Origin of the sequence: Acetatifactor muris (genome assembly GCF_024623325.1) — a bacterium.
Taxonomy (GTDB): domain Bacteria; phylum Bacillota; class Clostridia; order Lachnospirales; family Lachnospiraceae; genus Acetatifactor; species Acetatifactor muris.
Map to the genome: position 1 here is coordinate 13,966 of NZ_JANJZD010000028.1, position 18,271 is coordinate 32,236.

Annotated in this window: 18 protein-coding genes; 16 read left to right on the forward strand and 2 right to left on the reverse strand. The window is 48.6% G+C overall.

Going from position 1 to position 18,271, the window contains the following annotated elements:
- The first annotated feature begins 49 nt into the window (after positions 1-49).
- Positions 50-1,003, forward strand: coding sequence for an ABC transporter substrate-binding protein (locus tag NSB25_RS21455; protein ID WP_242982569.1), 954 nt, complete (start codon positions 50-52; stop codon positions 1,001-1,003).
- A 72-nt stretch (positions 1,004-1,075) separates the two neighbouring features.
- Here NSB25_RS21455 and NSB25_RS21460 read toward each other — a convergent pair whose 3' ends face one another.
- Entirely contained in the window at positions 1,076-1,564 is a 489-nt protein-coding gene (locus NSB25_RS21460) for a helix-turn-helix domain-containing protein (protein ID WP_103241579.1), read from the reverse strand.
- A gap of 179 nt (positions 1,565-1,743) precedes the next feature.
- On the opposite strand from NSB25_RS21460, the gene NSB25_RS21465 reads away from it, so the two are divergent.
- The 7 genes from NSB25_RS21465 to bsh all read left to right on the forward strand — a co-directional run bounded on the left by NSB25_RS21465 (position 1,744) and on the right by bsh (position 9,900).
- Positions 1,744-3,105 (forward strand): SPFH domain-containing protein, encoded by a 1,362-nt coding sequence (locus NSB25_RS21465; RefSeq protein ID WP_103241580.1) that lies wholly within the window; start codon positions 1,744-1,746, stop codon positions 3,103-3,105.
- 214 nt (positions 3,106-3,319) lie between these two features.
- Entirely contained in the window at positions 3,320-5,659 is a 2,340-nt protein-coding gene (locus tag NSB25_RS21470) for an ATP-dependent helicase (RefSeq protein WP_103241581.1), read from the forward strand.
- A gap of 77 nt (positions 5,660-5,736) precedes the next feature.
- Positions 5,737-6,006 (forward strand): hypothetical protein, encoded by a 270-nt coding sequence (locus tag NSB25_RS21475; protein ID WP_103241582.1) that lies wholly within the window; start codon positions 5,737-5,739, stop codon positions 6,004-6,006.
- Positions 6,007-6,010: 4 nt separating this feature from the next.
- Positions 6,011-7,576, forward strand: coding sequence for a class I SAM-dependent RNA methyltransferase (locus NSB25_RS21480; RefSeq protein WP_103241583.1), 1,566 nt, complete (start codon positions 6,011-6,013; stop codon positions 7,574-7,576).
- A gap of 120 nt (positions 7,577-7,696) precedes the next feature.
- Entirely contained in the window at positions 7,697-8,284 is a 588-nt protein-coding gene (locus NSB25_RS21485; RefSeq protein ID WP_257479310.1) for a chromate transporter, read from the forward strand.
- Positions 8,285-8,857, forward strand: coding sequence for a chromate transporter (locus tag NSB25_RS21490; protein WP_103241585.1), 573 nt, complete (start codon positions 8,285-8,287; stop codon positions 8,855-8,857).
- 59 nt (positions 8,858-8,916) lie between these two features.
- A complete protein-coding gene (bsh, locus tag NSB25_RS21495) occupies positions 8,917-9,900 on the forward strand; it encodes a choloylglycine hydrolase (RefSeq protein ID WP_103241586.1) in 984 nt (327 codons plus the stop codon).
- A gap of 138 nt (positions 9,901-10,038) precedes the next feature.
- Here the strand turns inward: bsh and NSB25_RS21500 are convergent, their stop codons facing one another.
- Positions 10,039-10,731 carry a radical SAM protein gene (locus NSB25_RS21500; RefSeq protein ID WP_103241633.1) on the reverse strand — a complete coding sequence of 231 codons (693 nt, stop codon included), beginning with the start codon at positions 10,729-10,731 and terminating at the stop codon, positions 10,039-10,041.
- 376 nt (positions 10,732-11,107) lie between these two features.
- Between NSB25_RS21500 and NSB25_RS21505 the strand changes: the two genes are divergently transcribed.
- The 8 genes from NSB25_RS21505 (at position 11,108) to NSB25_RS21540 (ending at position 18,233) form a co-directional block, all read left to right on the forward strand.
- On the forward strand, positions 11,108-12,196 hold the full coding sequence (locus NSB25_RS21505) for an LCP family protein (RefSeq protein WP_103241587.1): 1,089 nt from the start codon (positions 11,108-11,110) through the stop codon (positions 12,194-12,196).
- 13 nt (positions 12,197-12,209) lie between these two features.
- Positions 12,210-13,115 carry a class B sortase gene (gene srtB, locus NSB25_RS21510; RefSeq protein ID WP_103241588.1) on the forward strand — a complete coding sequence of 302 codons (906 nt, stop codon included), beginning with the start codon at positions 12,210-12,212 and terminating at the stop codon, positions 13,113-13,115.
- A gap of 87 nt (positions 13,116-13,202) precedes the next feature.
- Complete coding sequence (locus NSB25_RS21515) at positions 13,203-13,772, forward strand: hypothetical protein (protein WP_103241589.1); 570 nt, start codon at positions 13,203-13,205, stop codon at positions 13,770-13,772.
- A gap of 261 nt (positions 13,773-14,033) precedes the next feature.
- Positions 14,034-14,834, forward strand: a complete 801-nt coding sequence (locus NSB25_RS21520; RefSeq protein WP_146040150.1) for a hypothetical protein — start codon at positions 14,034-14,036, stop codon at positions 14,832-14,834.
- A gap of 448 nt (positions 14,835-15,282) precedes the next feature.
- Positions 15,283-15,501: a helix-turn-helix domain-containing protein gene (locus tag NSB25_RS21525; protein WP_103241592.1), complete on the forward strand. Its 219-nt coding sequence runs from the start codon at positions 15,283-15,285 to the stop codon at positions 15,499-15,501.
- Positions 15,502-15,588: 87 nt separating this feature from the next.
- On the forward strand, positions 15,589-16,668 hold the full coding sequence (locus tag NSB25_RS21530) for an LCP family protein (RefSeq protein WP_172455237.1): 1,080 nt from the start codon (positions 15,589-15,591) through the stop codon (positions 16,666-16,668).
- 1 nt (position 16,669) lies between these two features.
- Entirely contained in the window at positions 16,670-17,572 is a 903-nt protein-coding gene (gene srtB / locus NSB25_RS21535; protein WP_103241594.1) for a class B sortase, read from the forward strand.
- Positions 17,573-17,648: 76 nt separating this feature from the next.
- A complete protein-coding gene (locus NSB25_RS21540) occupies positions 17,649-18,233 on the forward strand; it encodes a hypothetical protein (RefSeq protein ID WP_103241595.1) in 585 nt (194 codons plus the stop codon).
- The last annotated feature ends 38 nt before the right edge of the window (positions 18,234-18,271 follow it).

Genomic DNA, 18,271 nt, shown 5'->3' on the forward strand with positions numbered 1-18,271 from the left:
TTTAAAAAGAATAGGGGCAGTATGCCTGGCGCTGTTGATGACAGCGGTTATGGCAGGCTGCGGAGACAGTGGGAATGCGGCAAAGGAAGGCGGTACAAAGGTGGTGCTGAATGAAGTGGCGCATTCCATTTTCTATGCACCCATGTATGTGGCCATTGAGGAAGGATACTTTGCAGAAGAGGGAATAGAGCTGACTCTTGTGACCGGGTTCGGCGCAGACAAAACCATGACGGCTGTGCTTACAGGCGAAGCGGATATTGGATTTATGGGAAGTGAGAGCACAATATATACTTACGCGGGGGGAACAGAGGATTATGTGGTGAATTTTGCGCAGCTGACACAGCGGGCAGGAAATTTCCTGGTATCCAGAGAGCCGGTGGAGAATTTTACCTGGGATATGCTCAAGGGCAAGGATGTGCTGGGAGGCAGGGCAGGCGGCATGCCCCAGATGGTATTTGAATATATCCTGATGAAAAACGGCATTGACCCTGCGGCGGATGTAAGAATTGACCAGAGCATTGATTTTGGCTCCACGGCTGCTGCCTTTTCCGGGGGACAGGGAGATTTCACTGTAGAATTCGAACCGCACGCAACCGCGCTGGAGCTGAAGGGAGAAGGCTATGTGGTGGCTTCTCTGGGAGAAGACTCCGGCTATGTGCCCTATACCTCTTTCTCGGCGAAGAAAAGCTATCTGGAGAAAAACAGGGATACCGTCCAGGCGTTTACCAATGCACTGCAAAAAGGAATGGATTATGTGCAGAGCCACACACCGGCTGAAATTGCAAAAGTGATAGCACCTCAGTTCCAGGAGACAGATATGGAGGCTCTGACTACCATTGTGGAGAGATATTATGTGCAGGATACCTGGAAAGATAACCTGATTTTTGAGGAGGAGTCTTTTAATCTGCTGCAGAATATCCTGGAAGACTCAGGCGTACTGGAAAACAGAGTACCTTACGAAGACCTGGTTACAAAATCGTTCGCTGAAACTGCGGGGAAATAACGAAACGGCAGAAGTCGGAACAGATGAGATAACTTTTCTGCCAGTGACAATAGAATCTCCCAAGAGGGGATTCTATTGCTGTATCCGTATATTTTTCACAGCCCAGAGCTGTAATGCCTTTGCGTTGACGCTGATTTTCTCCAGAGAATCCAGAATTTCCTGGAAGGCGGGACGCTCTTTTTCCTCTATGACGCCGTCTTCGGAAATGGCAATCAGAGAAGCACGCAAAGAATCGATGTCTTTCAGGGACCCCAGTACTTTCAGGGCCAGTCTGTCGAAATCATCAATGGAAACCTCGCGCACTGAGTTGCGGCCGATAGGGCATTCCCTTGCACAATATGAATTACATAATTCCGGCACATTATATGCCTTCGCCATGGCCCTGACTTCCTCCGGATAAGGAGGGATGGTATCCAGTTCGATTCGCGCCAGTCTGGTGCGATCAATGCCTATGATCTCGGCGGCCTTTTCCCGGCTGGAGAAATCGGAATTTGTTTCGGCGGCTTCCGAACGTGCGAGATAGTACATATTATCGGCGGCTTTGGTGGCTTTTTTACCCATGTCTGTCTATGTCCTTTACTTGTAAAATAATGAGATGGAACAGGCTTTCTCTTAACAGTGTATTCTAAAAGTCTCTTTTTGTAAAGATATTTCCCAAAAGCGGTTGAGAGAAAGCAAAAAATTTGATAGAATGCTTATATTGTAATGTCCTTCAGGGCAGGAAGAGGAGGTTGTAAGTTATGGGATTAATCAGAGCGGCAAAGGATGCGATAGGTTCCCTTCTGGCAGACCAGTGGAGGGAATACTTTTATTGTGATTCTCTTTCCAATGATATTCTGGTGACAAAGGGAAAAAGAAAAGAGAACGGCGGACGCGGCAATAATAAGGGAACAGATAACATCATCTCCGACGGCTCCATTGTGGCAGTAAACGAGGGCCAGTGTATGATTATCGTGGAACAGGGAGGCATTGTGGAGTTCTGTGCGGAGGCTGGAGAATTTGTCTTCGACAAGTCCACCGAGCCCAGTCTGTTCAGCGGGGATCTGGGTGAAAGCATTATGAACACCTTCAAAACCGTTGGAAAGAGATTTACGTTCGGCGGCAGTGCAGCCAAGGACCAGAGAGTTTATTTCTTTAATACAAAGGAGATAATGAACAATCTCTACGGCACAGCCACGCCAATTCCTTTTCGGTACATAGATGACAATATTGGTCTGGATATGGATGTGAGTATCCGCTGCAACGGCTCCTATTCATTCCGGATTACGGACCCGCTTTTGTTTTACCAGAATGTCTGCGGGAATGTGACAGACAGCTATAACCGCAGCCAACTGCAGAATCAGATGAAAGCGGAGCTGATGACTGCCATGCAGCCTGCTTTGGGCAGGATCAGCAGACTTCGTGTGAGGGTATCGGATATTCCTTACCATGTGACGGAACTGGTGGATGCCGTGAATCAGGAGCTGTCGGGGAAATGGGAGAAGACGAGGGGTATTGTGGTGGTCAGCATGACCATGAATCCTCCTTCCATGCCCGAAGATGTGACAAAAAAGATCAGCGAGCTGCAGACCACTGCTACTTTGCGGAATCCCAATATGGCTGCCGCCACGCTGGCAGGGGCTCAGGCGGAAGCCATGAAGGCGGCGGCGTCCAACACTTCCGCGGGTCCCATGATGGCTTTTGCCGGCATGAATATGGCCAATGCGGCCGGCGGTATGGATGCTTCCTCGCTGTTTTCCATGGGAGCGGCACAGAATCAGGCAAATCGCAGCCAGACAGGAAACGGGATGGCGCAGACAGGGTATCAGAGCGCAGCGGCGCCGGTGCCCGGCTGGAACTGTCAGTGCGGTCACAGAGACAACAGAGGAAAATTCTGTATGGAATGCGGCAGTCCGAAGCCTTCGGATGCAGGCTGGACCTGTGGCTGCGGGACTGTGAATCAGGGAAAGTTCTGTACCAACTGCGGTTCCAGAAGACCGGAGGGCGCACCGCTTTATAGATGTGACAAATGCGGCTGGGAGCCGGAGGATCCGGCACATCCTCCTAAATTCTGCCCTGAGTGCGGCGATATTTTTGATGAGAGGGATAATGTGCGTCGCTAGTCTGTGACAATGTGAGACCTGGTTTGAGCAGCCGGCACTGCGGAGTCAGATATCCTATTGCTGTTTTGACACAATGGAATGTGATTTCGCGGGGCCGGCTGTTTGGCCTGTTCTTCTGATAAATTATGTTTGTCATGTAAACAGTGGGAAATACCCCATAGCGGTGTGAGGGTTAAAAGGAGGTAAAACGGGGAAGCTCCCGGAAAGGGAAACTATGAGTATATATGATACTTTAAATAAGGAACAAAAGGAAGCGGTGCTGCGGACAGACGGACCTGTGCTGCTGCTGGCGGGGGCGGGAAGCGGGAAGACCCGGGTGCTTACACACAGGATTGCATATCTTATCGATGAGATGGGTGTGAAACCGTGGAATATTCTGGCCATCACTTTTACCAATAAAGCGGCGGGAGAGATGAGGGACAGAGTGGACAGGCTGGTGGGCTTCGGCGCCGACCAGGTCTGGGTTTCCACTTTCCATTCATCCTGTGTGCGGATCCTGCGCCGTTACATTGACAGAATCGGTTATGACAACGGTTTTACCATTTATGATGCAGATGATCAGAAGACGGTAATGAAGGCAGTTATCCGGCGTCTGAATCTTGACCCCAAAATCTATAAAGAACGGAATTTTCTGAGCGCAGTATCCTCCGCAAAGGATGAGCTGATATCGGTGAGCGAGTTCGAGCGCAGGGCGGCAGGGGACTATAATCGTTCTCTTCAGGCCAGAGCCTACAGAGAGTATCAGGAAACGCTGCGTGCGAATAATGCGCTGGATTTTGATGATATTATCGTGAAGACGGTGGAGCTGTTCCGGAACTGTCCGGAAGTGCTGGATTCTTATCAGGAGCGTTTCCAGTACATCATGGTGGATGAATATCAGGATACGAATACGGCGCAGTTTGAGCTGGTGAGGCTGCTTGCAGAGAAGTACCGGAATCTCTGTGTGGTGGGGGACGATGACCAGTCCATCTATAAATTCAGAGGTGCCAATATCAGGAATATTCTGGATTTTGAAAAGTATTTTCCGGAGGCGGCAGTTATCCGGCTGGAGCAGAATTACCGTTCCACACAGGCAATTCTGGATGCGGCCAATGCGGTGATCCGCAACAATACCGGGCGGAAAGAGAAGACGCTCTGGACAGGCAGAATGGGCGGAGAAAAGGTTCGCTTCCGCCAGTTTGACAGTGCCTACGAGGAAGCGGAGTATATCGCGGAAGAAATCGCCCGTAAAGCGGTGAAAAAAGGCATGGAGTACAGAGACTGTGCGGTGCTTTTCCGAACCAATGCACAGGCACGTCTTCTGGAAGAGCGAATGATTATGGAAGGTGTGCCATATAATGTGGTGGGAGGTACAAACTTTTATTCCAGGCTGGAGATCAAAGATATTCTGGCCTATCTGAAAACTGTGGATTCCGGCCGGGATGACGTGGCCGTGCGGCGCATTATCAACGTGCCCAGGCGGGGAATTGGCAATGCCACTCTGGAGAAGGCGGAAGAATTTGCCAGATTGAGGGGAATCGGTCTGTATTCGGCCTTTGAGCGGGTGGACGAAATAGAAGGGCTGGGGAGAGCGGCGGCCAAAATTCGCTCTTTTGTGGAATTAATCAGGAAATTTCGCGAAGCGCGTTCCCGGATGACAGTGGCAGAGCTGATTCAGCTGATCATAGAACAGATTGGCTACGAAGCGTATCTTCAGGATTACGATGATGACGGCGAGGACAGAATTGCGAATGTGGATGAACTGATAACCAAGGCCGTGAATTATGCTAAGACCCATGAGGAAGCGACGCTGCAGGAATTTCTGGAGGAAGTTGCACTGGTGGCGGATATTGACAATGTAAACGATAACGACAACCGGGTGCTTCTGATGACACTGCATTCTGCAAAGGGACTGGAATTCCCCTGTGTGTACCTGGCTGGTCTGGAGGATGGGCTGTTTCCCGGGTATATGGCGGTGAATTCCGACAGTATCGAAGATCTGGAAGAGGAGCGAAGGCTGGCCTATGTGGGGATTACCAGGGCGAAGGATGAGCTGATTCTGACCAGTGCCAGGACGCGGATGATTCGGGGAGAGACCCAGTATAATCCAGTGAGCCGTTTTGTGAGGGAGATCCCTCCGGAGCTGCTGGAAAGCGGCAGTGCTTTCGGGAGGAAAACGGCCGACAGTAGAGCGGCATCTGCTTTTACCGACCGCAGGCGTGATGTGTCGCAGGGAGACAGTGGAGCCCGGGCAGCCCGCGGAAGCGACGGTGTTGCGGATTATCGACCGAAGGCGATTGTGCGGCCGAAAGTGACGCCGAGAGCGGATAAGCCTTTTATTGCGAAAGGCATCGGCAGTTTGAATCAGCTGGCGGGAATTTCCAGAGGTGCGGTTTACAAGGCGCCGGAGGCACTTACTTATAGTGTGGGCGACAGAGTTTCCCATATGAAATACGGAGAGGGAAAAGTGATAAAGATTGACAGAGAAGAGCGGGATTACAAGGTGACAGTGAATTTTGACAAAGCAGGCCAGAAAATTATGTATGCTTCTTTTGCAAAATTAAAAAGGTTGTAGTATTTTTGGGGTGAATATGATATAATAAGGGTGTTAACTAAAAAAGGCAGAAAATCTGTCAGCATGGAGGTAGATTTATGAATAAGATCGAGAACCTGATCGATATGGCAAGACTGAATGACCTGTTGGGGAAAAAGGAAGAAGAGAAGAAGGAATGGAATGTTGTGGTATGTGTGCTGGCGATTATCGGCGCAGTTGCAGCGGTGGCCGGCATTGCCTATGCAGTATACCGCTATCTGAATCCCCGTTATCTGGAGGACTTTGAGGAAGAATTTGAAGATGAGTTCGAGGATGAGGATGCAGAGGACGAAGAGGATGACTTCTTTGCGGACGAGGGAGAGAACTGACTGAATGAAAAAAGGACAGGTGTATGAAGCGACAGTTGAGAGGGTAGATTTCCCCAATAAAGGAGCAGCGCAGACTGGGGAGGGTACCGTTATCGTAAAGAACAGCCTGCCCGGACAGAGAATAAAGCTCAGCGTCAATAAAATCAGAAATGGGAAGGCGGAAGGCCGTCTGCTGGAGGTGCTTGAAAAGTCACCTCTGGAGACCGGAAGTCCGTGTTCCCTTTTTGGCATATGCGGAGGATGCACTTATCTGTCTCTTCCATATGAAGAACAGCTGAAGATAAAGGAAAATCAGGTGAAGAGGCTTCTGAACGGCTGTCTGAGCAGGCAAAAGGAACCCTGGCGCTGGGAGGGAATCAAGGGCAGTCCGGAGATATACGGATACCGGAATAAGATGGAATTTACCTTCGGTGATGAGAGTAAGGAGGGGCCTCTGACGCTGGGCATGCACAGACGGGGCAGCTTTTATGATGTGGTGACAGTGGGAGACTGCCGCATTGTGGATGAGGATTATCGTCTGATACTGAAGACGGTGCTGGAATATTTCAGTGGTCAGAGAGTCGGGTATTATCACCGGCTGCGGCATGAAGGATATCTGCGGCATCTGGTGGTGAGGAAGGCCTCGGGGACCGGGGAAATCCTGACGGCATTGGTAACCACCAGCCAGGCCCCCTGGGGGAGCGTCTGTGGGGCAGGAGCAGGTGAAGAAAGCGCCGGCAGAGACATGGTATGTGAGGAGAGTGCGGAGAGGCGCCTTATAGAAGGCTTTCGGGAATGTCTGCTGGAACTGGAGCGCAGCGGAAGGCTGAAGGGAAGTTTTGCCGGAATCTTACATATTATAAATGATTCCGCGGCAGATATCGTACAGTGCGACCGCATGGACATTCTCTATGGAAAGGATTATTTCTACGAAGAGCTGCTGGGACTTCGATTCCGCATTTCTGTCTTTTCTTTTTTCCAGACGAATACGTACGGCGCCGAGATTTTGTATGAGACGGTGCGGGAGTATGTGGAGCAGGCCGGAAGGGACAGCGGGAGACGAGCCGGAACAGAAGCGGAAGACCGGGGAAACGGCAGGAAGGGCGGAATCGTGTATGATCTGTACAGCGGTACGGGTACCATTGCACAGATGATGGCTCCTGCGGCGGAGAAGGTGATTGGGGTGGAGATCGTGGAGGAGGCGGTGCAGGCCGCCGTCAGAAATGCGGCGGAAAACGGCCTGCATAACTGTGAATTCATTGCCGGGGATGTGCTGAAGGTTCTGGATACCATAGAGGAGAAGCCGGATTTGATTATTCTTGACCCGCCCAGAGATGGCATCCATCCGAAGGCACTGCCGAAAATCATCGCTTATGGGGTGGAGCATATTATCTACATTTCCTGCAAGCCCACCAGTCTCGTCCGGGATTTGGAGATATTGCTGCAGGCGGGATATGTAGTGGAGAGGGCGGTGACAGTGGACCAGTTTCCATGGACGGCGAATGTAGAGACGGTCTGTCAGCTTTCGAGAAAAACGGATTCGCGTCTGAGCGCCGCGGCGGGAGAGAGAACGGAATCGTGCTGTGACTGACAGCTGATTATCTGCAGGTATCGGTGAGATGCCTGCATCTCTGTATTTTTGGAGAGTATTTTACAAATAATATGACTGGTGATGATTTTACAGTAAAAATGAAATTTGCGGGAGGCTGCGGTGAAAAAAGAAGAGAAAACAGAGGAAAATAAACTGTGGATATTATTTAAGTCCATGTTTGTTCTGAGTGCCTGTACTTTTGGCGGCGGGTTTGTCATTGTCTCTCTGATGAAGAAGAAATATGTGGAAGAACTGAAGTGGCTTGATGAAGACGAAATGCTTGATGTGACGGCGATTACGCAGTCTTCTCCGGGACCGCTTCCGGTGAATGCCTCTGTCATTATCGGCTATCGAATGGCCGGGGTGACAGGTTCTCTGGCGGCAATTGTGGGAACCATATTGCCGCCCATGGTGATTATCTCCGTGATTTCGCTGTTCTATGAGCAGTTTCGTACAAACCCCTATATTGCTGTAGCGCTGCAGGTAATGCGAGCCGGAGTGGCAGCCGTGATATTTGATGTTGTGCTGAATCTGGCAGGGAATGTGATGAAGACAAAAAGGATTCTGTATATCGGAATGATGGTGACGGCCTTTGTCGCAACTTATTTTTTTGATATCAGTGCCATGCTGGTGATTTTAACCTGTCTGGGTATCGGACTTGCGGATATGACAGTTACCATGAGAAAAAAGAAAGGACCGGAAGCATAAATGTTATTACTGAAATTATTTTTTTCCTTTATACAGGTTGGACTGTTCAGCGTGGGCGGAGGGTATGCGGCCATTCCGCTGATTCAGGAGCAGATTGTAAATATTCATGGGCTGATGACGCTGGAGGAATTTTCTGACCTGATTACAGTGGCAGAGATGACACCTGGTCCCATATCTATCAATTCCGCGACATTTGTAGGTATGAGGATAGCGGGAATTCCCGGAGTACTGATTTGTACCATTGGGTGTATCCTGCCGTCATTCTGTATCTGTCTGACACTGGCATATTTTTACTATAAATATCGTTCCATGCAGGGGGTTCAGATTGTTCTCGGCGCCATGCGGCCTGCGGTGGTGGCGCTGATTGCCTCGGCGGGGGCGTCCATCCTTATGCTGGGATTATTTCAGGCTGAAATCGGGAATATTGTATTGCGTGATATCCGGGTGGTGGAACTGGGAATTTTTGGAGCAGCATTGTTTCTGCTGAGAAAATTCAAGATAAATGCCGTGACGATTATCCTGGGAAGCGGCGTGGCGGGAACCTTGATTTACGGACTTTTGGGGGCCATATAGAAAAAGATGATGTACGGGGTAATCATAAAACTTGCAGAATCGAGAGGAGACTGAGCGTAATGTGTACTGCAGCAACATACAGGACAAAAGACTTTTACTTCGGGAGAACTCTGGACAATGACTTCTCCTATGGGGAGGAAATTGTGGTTATGCCCAGGAATTTTCCGCTGTCTTTCCGTTATATGGGAACGCAGAAGAAGCATTATGCCATGATCGGCATGGCACATGTGGAAGCGGAATGCCCGCTGTATTATGATGCGGTGAATGAAAAAGGACTGGGTATGGCCGGACTTAATTTTGTGGGAAATGCGTCTTACCGAAAGGCGATGCCTGACAGAGAAAATGTGGCTACTTATGAATTTATTCCCTGGATACTGGGACAGTGCAGGGACGTGGAGGAAGCGAGAGCGCTGCTGGAGAAAATAAATCTCACAGATGACGATTTTCATGAAAAGCTGCCGGCGGCCCGGCTGCACTGGATGATTGCCGACAGAGACCACTGCATTACCGTGGAGTCAACGAAAGAAGGACTGCAGATATACGACAATCCGGTTGGTGTATTGACCAATAATCCGCCCTTTGACCAGCAGATTTTTGCACTGAATCACTATATGCAGTTATCGCCGGAAGAACCGCAGAATCATTTTTCAGCCCAGCTGCCGCTGTACTGCTATAGCCGGGGAATGGGAGCACTGGGGCTCCCGGGAGATTTGTCCTCTCAGTCCCGGTTTGTGCGGGCCGCCTTTGTCAGGATGAATTCCCGGTCAGGACAGTCCGAGGGGGAGAGTGTCAGCCAGTTTTTCCATATATTGGGTTCTGTGGACCAGCAGCGGGGGTGCTGTAAAGCAGGGGACGGCAGATATGAGATTACCATCTATACCTCCTGCTGTAATGCGGATAAAGGAATTTATTATTACACCACCTATGAAAATCATCAGATTACGGCGGTGGATATGCACAGGGAGAACCTGGAGGCCCACATTCCGGCCAGGTATCCCATGCTTCAGGAGCAGCGGATATATCTGCAGAACTCAGACTGCTGACCGTTGCTGTGAAGATACTTGTCACTGTATTTTTTCTCCATAAAGGCCCACCATCTATGATAGAGCCATACGTCGAACATCTGACTTGCGGCATAGACGCTGAAGGAAGAAAGCAGCAATTAACGATAACAGCGTTCTTCATCCCACACCAAAATCAGTGTTCTCAATTAAGATATCAACACGGTTATTCTCTGCGTATTTCGGATAAATTTTTTCACGAAATACTGAGATAACTTCTTCGTCCGGTCTGACTGACGTACTGTTTTCGCACATGATGTTCAGACAGATACGTTCAAAATAAGTAAGTCCCAATATAATATCCTGTTCCATGGAGGCCAGAGTCTGACCGGATATGCCGAACAGAAAGTTTGCCTCGTCAAAACAGCGGCTGATGATTTCGGGCCTTCTGTCAGGAATTCCCTTCTTCAGCACTTTTTCGCGAAATGCCCAGTCAAATGTCTCCAGTCCCAGCTTCATTTTCACATTGAACTCGGAGAAGTCACGCCTGAGTGCGGGAATTTTTTCCTTATATAGATAGTGGGATTCAAAATGGATGGTGGATATATTCCTGTCCCGGCATACGGCTTTGATCAGATTGAGAGTCCGAGAATCCAGCTCGAAGACAGAACCGCTGTTGATGACTTCCAGATTATCGAATTCCCCTGTGACCTGGCTGAGCACGTCGCTGTTGAGAAGGTAATTGGCGTTATCGTCGGCGCATTTATCCAGATGGTAATCACAGAAGGGACATTTTCCGTATACACATCCCCTGCCGCGAAGCAGAACAATTTCTCTTTTTTCTTTTTCCAGAATTTTGCTGTATCTTTCCATATAATATAAAAAAGCGTCCCAAAGGACGCGGCAGGGCATACTGTCCCTGCATCCTCCTTAGTTTTGATTTTGAAAAAGCTCGCAGCCCTTTCAGGGCAGGATGGTTACGAACTGCCCGGGAAAGCAAAATTTTATTTTGAGTAATGCCGGCATTTCAATGTGTTTCATTTTACTACATGATACTTAAGTTTGTCAATAAAACTACATGATTTTGATTTTTTGCACTTGACTATAGTCATTAACGTGACTATAATATAACGAAGAACGCTTTCAAAACGGGCGGATCAAAACATATGTTTTCACAATATGGTATTTGGCTGAATATCTGATCTAAGGAGAACGACAGGAGGCTTTCAGGCGGGGAGGGAATGGGCGGATGAGTGGAAAAGAAAAGAAGGAAAAGAAAATCCGGCGTATCCTGATGAGAGTTTTTCTGGGGATTGCGGTATTGATTTTCACGGGAGCCATTGTTTTTCTGGTCACGCAGATATCAGGGAAGAACAGTCTCTACAGTCATGCGGACAGCGGAGAAATGATGGCCAAATTGAGTGCTCTGGCCATAGAACTCGGCGGTACGGTTGAAGAAGAGGAGGAAGACGAGGACTGGCAGTCAGGCGATATCCGATATAATGGAATCCACTATCGCTATAATGAAGACATTCTGACTTTTCTGTTTCTGGGAATTGATAAGATGAGCGAAGTTGCACCTGTGGAAGACGCCATCGACGGAGGGCAGTCGGATGCTGTATTTCTGTTGGTGCTCAACCCGCACAGCGGGGAAATTTCTGTCATTGGAATCCCCAGGGATACTATGACGGATGTGGAGATATATGACGAGAAAGGTGTATACTGGGGCACTGAGAAAGCGCAGCTGTCAATTCAGCATGGGTATGGAGACGGGGCAGAGCTCAGCTGTGAACGGAGTGTGAAGGCAGTGTCGCGACTGTTCTATGGCTTGCCCATACACGGCTATTGCGCTGTCAATATGGGGGCAATTCCTTTCATCAATGATGCTGTGGGAGGAATTGAACTGAGTGCAGTGGAAACAATGAACTATCCTGAATTCAAGATCAAAGAGGGAGAGACAATTCATCTGGAGGGGATGGAGGCATATTATTACCTGCGCAGCCGTGATACAGACAGCTTTAACAGCGCGGGCAGACGTCTGGAAAGGCAGAAGCAATATCTGACGGCATATGCTTCCGCTGCTATCAGCGCAGTGAAAGAGGATCTTACATTTCCGCTGACGTTGTACAATACATTGAGTAAGTACATGGTAACAGATATCGGGGTAGATGAGATCAGCTATCTGGCCGGTCAGGCTGCGGGATATCATTTTTCGGAAGAAAGTCTCCGTTCCCTGCAGGGAGCGACAGTGCAGGGGGAAATCTATGAGGAATTCTATCCGGATGAGCAGGCATTGTACGAATTGATTCTGGAAGTATTTTATGAGGAAGTAGAGTGACGGGAAAGAGGATATGAAAAAAAGTAAAAAACAGCTAATTGTAAAAATTGTTCTGGGAATGGCAGGACTGGTGGCGGTATTTTTCCTGGGCAGGGGAATCAGCCATCTGCTGTATGGAGGCTCCGGAGAACCGGAGGATTTACAGGCCAGTGCCGACGAGAATCTGCCTCCGCCGAAAGCGGCGTTGACAGAAGAGGAGCTGGAAGCGCTGTTCCGTTCTGCCAAGGAGAGTGCTACTGCATCTGGCGTCGGAGAGGATGGGGTGGACGAAGAACCGGATGCAGATCAGGAACCGGACGAAGATACACAGACGGAAAGCGAAGAGGCGCCCCCGGAAGAGGGAGCGATTGACTTCGAATATCTGAAGACACTGAACGAGGATATTTATGCCTGGATTACGGTTCCAGGCACTATTATTGATTATCCCATTTTACAGCATCCCACAGATGACAGCTATTATCTGCATCATAATCTGGATGGTTCCTATGGGTATCCGGGCTGTATCTATACGGAAAGTCTGAATACAAAAGATTTTGAGGATCCGAATACAGTAATCTACGGTCATAATATGAAAGCAGGAACCATGTTTGCGGAATTACATAAATTTGAGGATGGAGAGTTTTTCAGCGCCAATGATGAAGTTGTGATTTATCTGCCGGAAAAGACACTGCATTATCAGATTTTTGCAGCTTATGTCTATGATGACAGACATCTGCTGTACAGCTTCGATTTCTCGGATGAGGATGTGTATGCCTCTTATCTGAAATCCATCTATGATATCAGAGATATGAGCGCAAACATCAACAGAGAAATTACGGTAACGGAGGAAAATAAAATTATTACGCTGGTAACCTGTATGCCGGGAGAGGCCAATGCAGAGAAAAGGCTGCTGGTACAGGCGGTGCTGCAGGAAGAGTAAGATACTGTATAAAATGGTATTAATACCGGGATTCCGGTATCAATATATAGAAACCAAACTAAATTTTCCAAAGGAGGACAATGTCCAATGAAAAAATTATATGCATTATTGATGGCCGGCGTCATGACCGTGGCAATGGCTGTACCTGTACTGGCAGCACCCAGCCGCGAGGCATCTGCACCTGCTGTCAGCGAAAGCTATTCTTCCGATGCCAAGGGTGCAACAGATCTTGGTTCTACTATTGGATTGGGAGCAGCTAATACCAGTGCAAAGACAATTGAGAACAAGGCAGTGGCAGAGGAGGTTGTAAATGTAACTTCCAACGCAAAGGTTCTGAGAGATCTGGGTGTGTCTGCAAATGCAAAATTAAAGGCAATGGTTGACGTAAGCTATTCCGGAACCATTCCTGCAGGCGGCGTACAGATTCCTTTTGATGTAAGCGGCATCGCGAAGAAAGGTGACCTGGTTTATATTCTTCACAGAAAAGATTCCGTAGAAGGCAAGCCCTGGGAAGTAGTTGGCCAGGCTGTTCTGGGCGATAATCTGTCTGTAACCGGAACCTTTACTTCTTTTTCACCCGTGGCATTCATGGTAGTGGATTCCGCACAGGCTCCTGCTGCGACAGGTGTCAAGGCTCCCAAGACCGGTGAGTTTTAAAATTAATAATTTTATTTAATGATCATGCATGATCTGAAATAGTATTCCATCGTTTGGTTTCTATCTGCGGGGATGCCATGCATTCTCCTGAAAACAGATGCTGCAAATGTTGCAGAGGCAGCATCTGTTTTTTCATCATTTTCTAATCAGTGGACAGTTGATTTGTACAGATATTTTCAGAGTTCAGGTGCTTTTATTACAAAAAGGGAAATCTGGCCGTCAGGAACGGTATATAGACAGTTAGATAAGACGGGAGCAAATATGAATTACAGGGAAGAGTACGAACTGGAAATCGATTTGAGAGATTTATTTTTTGATATAGTATATCAGTGGCGGATTATTTTGCTGGCTGCAGTAATTCTGGCCGTGGCTGCAGGGGCATATGCAGTCAGAAGTAATATTGTCAGTCAGTCAAAGGAAGCTTTGATGGCAAAAGAGCAGCAGATGCACGAAAGTGAACAGCCGGATGAAAGTACAATGACGGAATCGGGGGCTCCGGAGGAAATACAGAAATTAAGTATCGTGAAATATGCTGTGCTGGGATTCCTGGGAGGGGTCTTCGGGGCGGTATTTCTGTATGGAATATCGTACATACTCAGCGATAAAATCCGTGGAGAGAGAGAACTCAGGGAAAGGTATGGATACTATCTTCTGGGAACAGTGCCTAAGGCGCAGAAAAAAAGGCTTCTGTCAGGAATTGATTCCTTCCTTCAGAGACTGGAGGCGGGAGCCGGACAGGTTGCGGAAGAGGAAGCTTATGGGATCATTTCTGCAAATATCAGGAATCTGGCTTTGGAAAACAGTACGATTCTGGTGACGGGAACTGTGGAGAGCGGTAAGCTGAAAAAGCTTATAGCTCAGATTATGGCGCGGACAGAAGGCGTCACTTTGGTGGAAGGTGCGGATATGAATGTTACAGCCAGTACCCTGGAAAGACTGGCTTCCTGTGACGCTGTGATTCTGGTGGAGGAACGGGATATGTCCCGCCGGGCAAGAATTCACAGAGAACAGGAGAGTGTTGCCATATTGAAGAAAACGGTAGTGGGGTATGTAATGCTGTAGAGAACTTTTACAGATATTTTTATAGCGACTGTCTTTTTTTATTCCCAAAAAGTTCGCCTTAGTGACATGTAAGGCGAACTTTTTTCATAACTTTGTTTATTTTATACCTTTCAGCAGTACATTGCAAGCAAAATCTGATTTTTTTCTTTTTTTGGCAGTTTTTCTGTTTTTACAGAAAACATATTATTTTTTACAGCATATCGCATAAACAGAGACTGTATACAACCATAAAGGCATCGGTAGTTCTGTCTGATGAATCTTTGAAATCCATTTTCCGAATATTTTATTCTGCTTTATTCTGACCTCTCCGTAGGAATTTCAATCTTTTTATAAGTTCAGGTTATAATCCCACAACCCAATTGGCAGAAAAGTTCGCCTTACATGTCACTAAGGCGAACCATTTGAATGTATAAAGAACAGGAAATGTGCATACGAAAGGAAAACGACATTGATAGATTATCAGCCTTTCTGGAAGACATTGAAGAAATCGGGAGAATCCACCTATACCCTGATCACCAGACACAGGATCTCCAGTGCCACAGTGGACAGGCTCAGGAAAAACAAGCCAATGAACACAACCACGCTGAACGATCTGTGCAGGGTACTGGAATGTACTCTGGAGGATGTAGCGCGCTATGTGCCGGACGGAAGGGAGAAGGAGGGCTGACAGCGGAAGAAAACTGTGGGGCTGAACGCCGGATATTTCAAATCAGATCACATGCGGCAGATATTCGGGAAAGGAGGAGTGCACCGGATGAGCGCAAAAAGGAAAAAAGAAAAACAGATCCGGTATATTCTGGTGAAAACATTACTGGGGATGGTGGTATTTATCTTCACAGGAGCGGTGATTTTCCTTGCTCTGCAGATATCCGGGAAAAACAGGCTTTACAACAACGCGGATAACGGAGAGATGCTGGCCGCCCTGAGCGGTCTGGCTGTAGAAATGGGGGAGACCCAGGAAGCGGAAGAGGACTGGCAGTACGGCGATATCCGTCACAACGGTATTCACTACCGCTACAACGAAGACATCCTGACCTTTCTGTTCCTGGGAATCGACAAGATGAGCGAGGTGGGAGAAGTGGAAAGTACGTCGGACGGAGGACAGTCGGACGCCATCTTCCTGCTGGTGCTCAATCCTCATAATAAGGAAATGTCCGTGATTGGGATCCCCCGGGATACCATGACAGAAGTGGAAATGTATGATGTAAACGGGGCATACTGGGGGACGGAGAAGGCCCAGCTGGCCATCCAGCACGGCTATGGGGACGGAGCCCAGATCAGCTGCGAGCGGAGCATGAAAGCTGTATCACGGTTGTTTTACAACCTGCCTATCCACGGTTACTGTGCCATCAATATGGGGGCGATTCCCCTGATCAACGACGCCGTGGGGGGAATCGAACTGCAGGCTCTGGAGACATTGGATTTTAAAGATTTCCGGATAAAAGAGGGAGAGAGCATCCGTCTGATGGGAATGGATGCCTATTACTACTTACATAACAGAGACATAACCAGCTTTAACAGTGCGGGAAGGCGGCTGGAGAGGCAGAAACAATATCTGACTGCATATGCCGGTGCAGCTGTTGACAGGTTAAAGGAAGACATCACCTTTCCTGTGAGCCTGTACAATACCCTGAGCAGATATATGGTGACAGACATAACAGTGGACGAGATCAGTTATCTGGCCATGCAGGCGGCAGGGTACGAATTTTCGGGAGAAAATCTGCATTCCCTGAAAGGAGCTACTGTGCAGGGGGAAACCTACGAGGAGTTCTATCCGGAGGAAGCGGCTTTGTATGAGCTGATACTGGAAGTGTTTTACGAGGAAGTGGAGTGAGATGAAGAAGGATAAAAAACAGCTGATTCTGAAATTGATATTAAGTGCTGCAGGCCTGGTGGCGGTATTTTTCCTGGGGAAAGGCCTGAGCTATCTGCGGTATGGGGGGTCCGGGGACCCGGGAGAAGGGCAGGAAGAGACAGACGGAATGCTGCCGCTGCCGAAAGCGGCTCTGACGGAAGAAGAGCTGGAAGCGCTGTTCCGCACTGCAAAAGTGAACGCGATTGCCCAGGCCGGGGGAGAAACAAAAGAAGGGGAGGCAGCCCCGGAAGAGAAGGCAGAAGGAACAGGGGAGACAAAAGAGGAAGAAGGGGAGTCCCCGGAGGGCGGGGAAATCGACTTTGCCTATCTGAAGACACTGAATGAAGATATTTACGCCTGGATAACGGTTCCGGGGACTGTCATTGACTATCCCGTTTTACAGCATCCCACGGATGACGCCTATTACCTGCACCACAATCTGGACGGTTCGTACGGATATCCGGGGTGCATTTACACGGAAAGCCTGAATGCAAAGGATTTCACAGATCCGAACACGGTAATCTACGGCCACAATATGAAGGCGGGAACCATGTTTGCCCAGCTGCATGAATTTGAAGACAGGGACTTTTTTGATGCCAACAGGGAGGTGCTTGTGTATCTGCCGGAAAAAACTCTGTGTTATGAGATTTTTGCGGCGTATGTGTATGATGACAGGCATCTTCTTTACAGCTTTGATTTTTCGGATCAGGAAGTTTACGCTTCTTATCTGAAGTCCATCTATGACATCCGGGACATGAGTGCAAATATTGATAAGGGCATTACGGTGACGGAGGAAGATAAGATCATCACCCTTGTGACCTGCATGGCAGGGGAAGCCAATGCGGAGAAGCGGCTGTTGGTGCAGGCGGTGCTGGAAGAATAAATATGGTATTAATACCGGGAAACCGGTATCAATATATAGAAACCAAACAAAAAATGATAAAGGAGGACAATGTCCAATGAAAAAATTATATGCATTACTCATGGCAGGCGTCATGACTGTGGCAATGGCCATGCCTGTGCTGGCCAGCGGCAGCATTACAGCGCCGTCAAAACCTGCAGGCCAGGTGCCGGTCAGCGAAAGCTATTCTTCCGACGCAAAGGGAGCCGCAGATCTGGGCTCTACAATCGGTCTGGGAACAGCCAACACCAATGCCAAAGCCATCGAGAACAAGGCTGTGGCTGAGGAAGTGGTAAATGTAACATCCAACGCGAAGGTACTGAGTGACCTGGGAGTATCCGCAAATGCAAAGTTAAAGGCAATGATTGATGTGAGCTATACCGGAACCATCCCCGCAGGCGGCGTGCAGATTCCCTTTGACGTAAGCGGCATCGCAAAGAAGGGCGACCTGGTATACATTCTTCACAGAAAAGATTCCGTGGAGGGCAAGCCCTGGGAAGTAGTTGGCCAGGCCGTTCTGGGCGACAATCTGTCTGTAACCGGAACCTTTACTTCCTTCTCCCCCGTGGCATTCATGGTGGTAGATTCTGCCCAGGCTGCTGCAGCAGCGGGTGTGAAGGCTCCTAAGACCGGAGAGTTTTAAAGCTCGTAATCTTAAGAAATGATCATGCATGATCTGAA

Bases quoted from the DNA above. Each gene is read 5' to 3' on its own strand.
- NSB25_RS21455 (WP_242982569.1), top strand. From the start codon at position 50: ATGGCAGGCTGCGGAGACAGTGGGAATGCGGCAAAGGAAGGCGGTACA.
- NSB25_RS21460 (WP_103241579.1), bottom strand. From the start codon at position 1,564: ATGGGTAAAAAAGCCACCAAAGCCGCCGATAATATGTACTATCTCGCA.
- NSB25_RS21465 (WP_103241580.1), top strand. From the start codon at position 1,744: ATGGGATTAATCAGAGCGGCAAAGGATGCGATAGGTTCCCTTCTGGCA.
- NSB25_RS21470 (WP_103241581.1), top strand. From the start codon at position 3,320: ATGAGTATATATGATACTTTAAATAAGGAACAAAAGGAAGCGGTGCTG.
- NSB25_RS21475 (WP_103241582.1), top strand. From the start codon at position 5,737: ATGAATAAGATCGAGAACCTGATCGATATGGCAAGACTGAATGACCTG.
- NSB25_RS21480 (WP_103241583.1), top strand. From the start codon at position 6,011: ATGAAAAAAGGACAGGTGTATGAAGCGACAGTTGAGAGGGTAGATTTC.
- NSB25_RS21490 (WP_103241585.1), top strand. From the start codon at position 8,285: ATGTTATTACTGAAATTATTTTTTTCCTTTATACAGGTTGGACTGTTC.
- bsh (WP_103241586.1), top strand. From the start codon at position 8,917: ATGTGTACTGCAGCAACATACAGGACAAAAGACTTTTACTTCGGGAGA.
- NSB25_RS21500 (WP_103241633.1), bottom strand. From the start codon at position 10,731: ATGGAAAGATACAGCAAAATTCTGGAAAAAGAAAAAAGAGAAATTGTT.
- NSB25_RS21505 (WP_103241587.1), top strand. From the start codon at position 11,108: ATGAGTGGAAAAGAAAAGAAGGAAAAGAAAATCCGGCGTATCCTGATG.
- srtB (WP_103241588.1), top strand. From the start codon at position 12,210: ATGAAAAAAAGTAAAAAACAGCTAATTGTAAAAATTGTTCTGGGAATG.
- NSB25_RS21515 (WP_103241589.1), top strand. From the start codon at position 13,203: ATGAAAAAATTATATGCATTATTGATGGCCGGCGTCATGACCGTGGCA.
- NSB25_RS21520 (WP_146040150.1), top strand. From the start codon at position 14,034: ATGAATTACAGGGAAGAGTACGAACTGGAAATCGATTTGAGAGATTTA.
- NSB25_RS21530 (WP_172455237.1), top strand. From the start codon at position 15,589: ATGAGCGCAAAAAGGAAAAAAGAAAAACAGATCCGGTATATTCTGGTG.
- srtB (WP_103241594.1), top strand. From the start codon at position 16,670: ATGAAGAAGGATAAAAAACAGCTGATTCTGAAATTGATATTAAGTGCT.
- NSB25_RS21540 (WP_103241595.1), top strand. From the start codon at position 17,649: ATGAAAAAATTATATGCATTACTCATGGCAGGCGTCATGACTGTGGCA.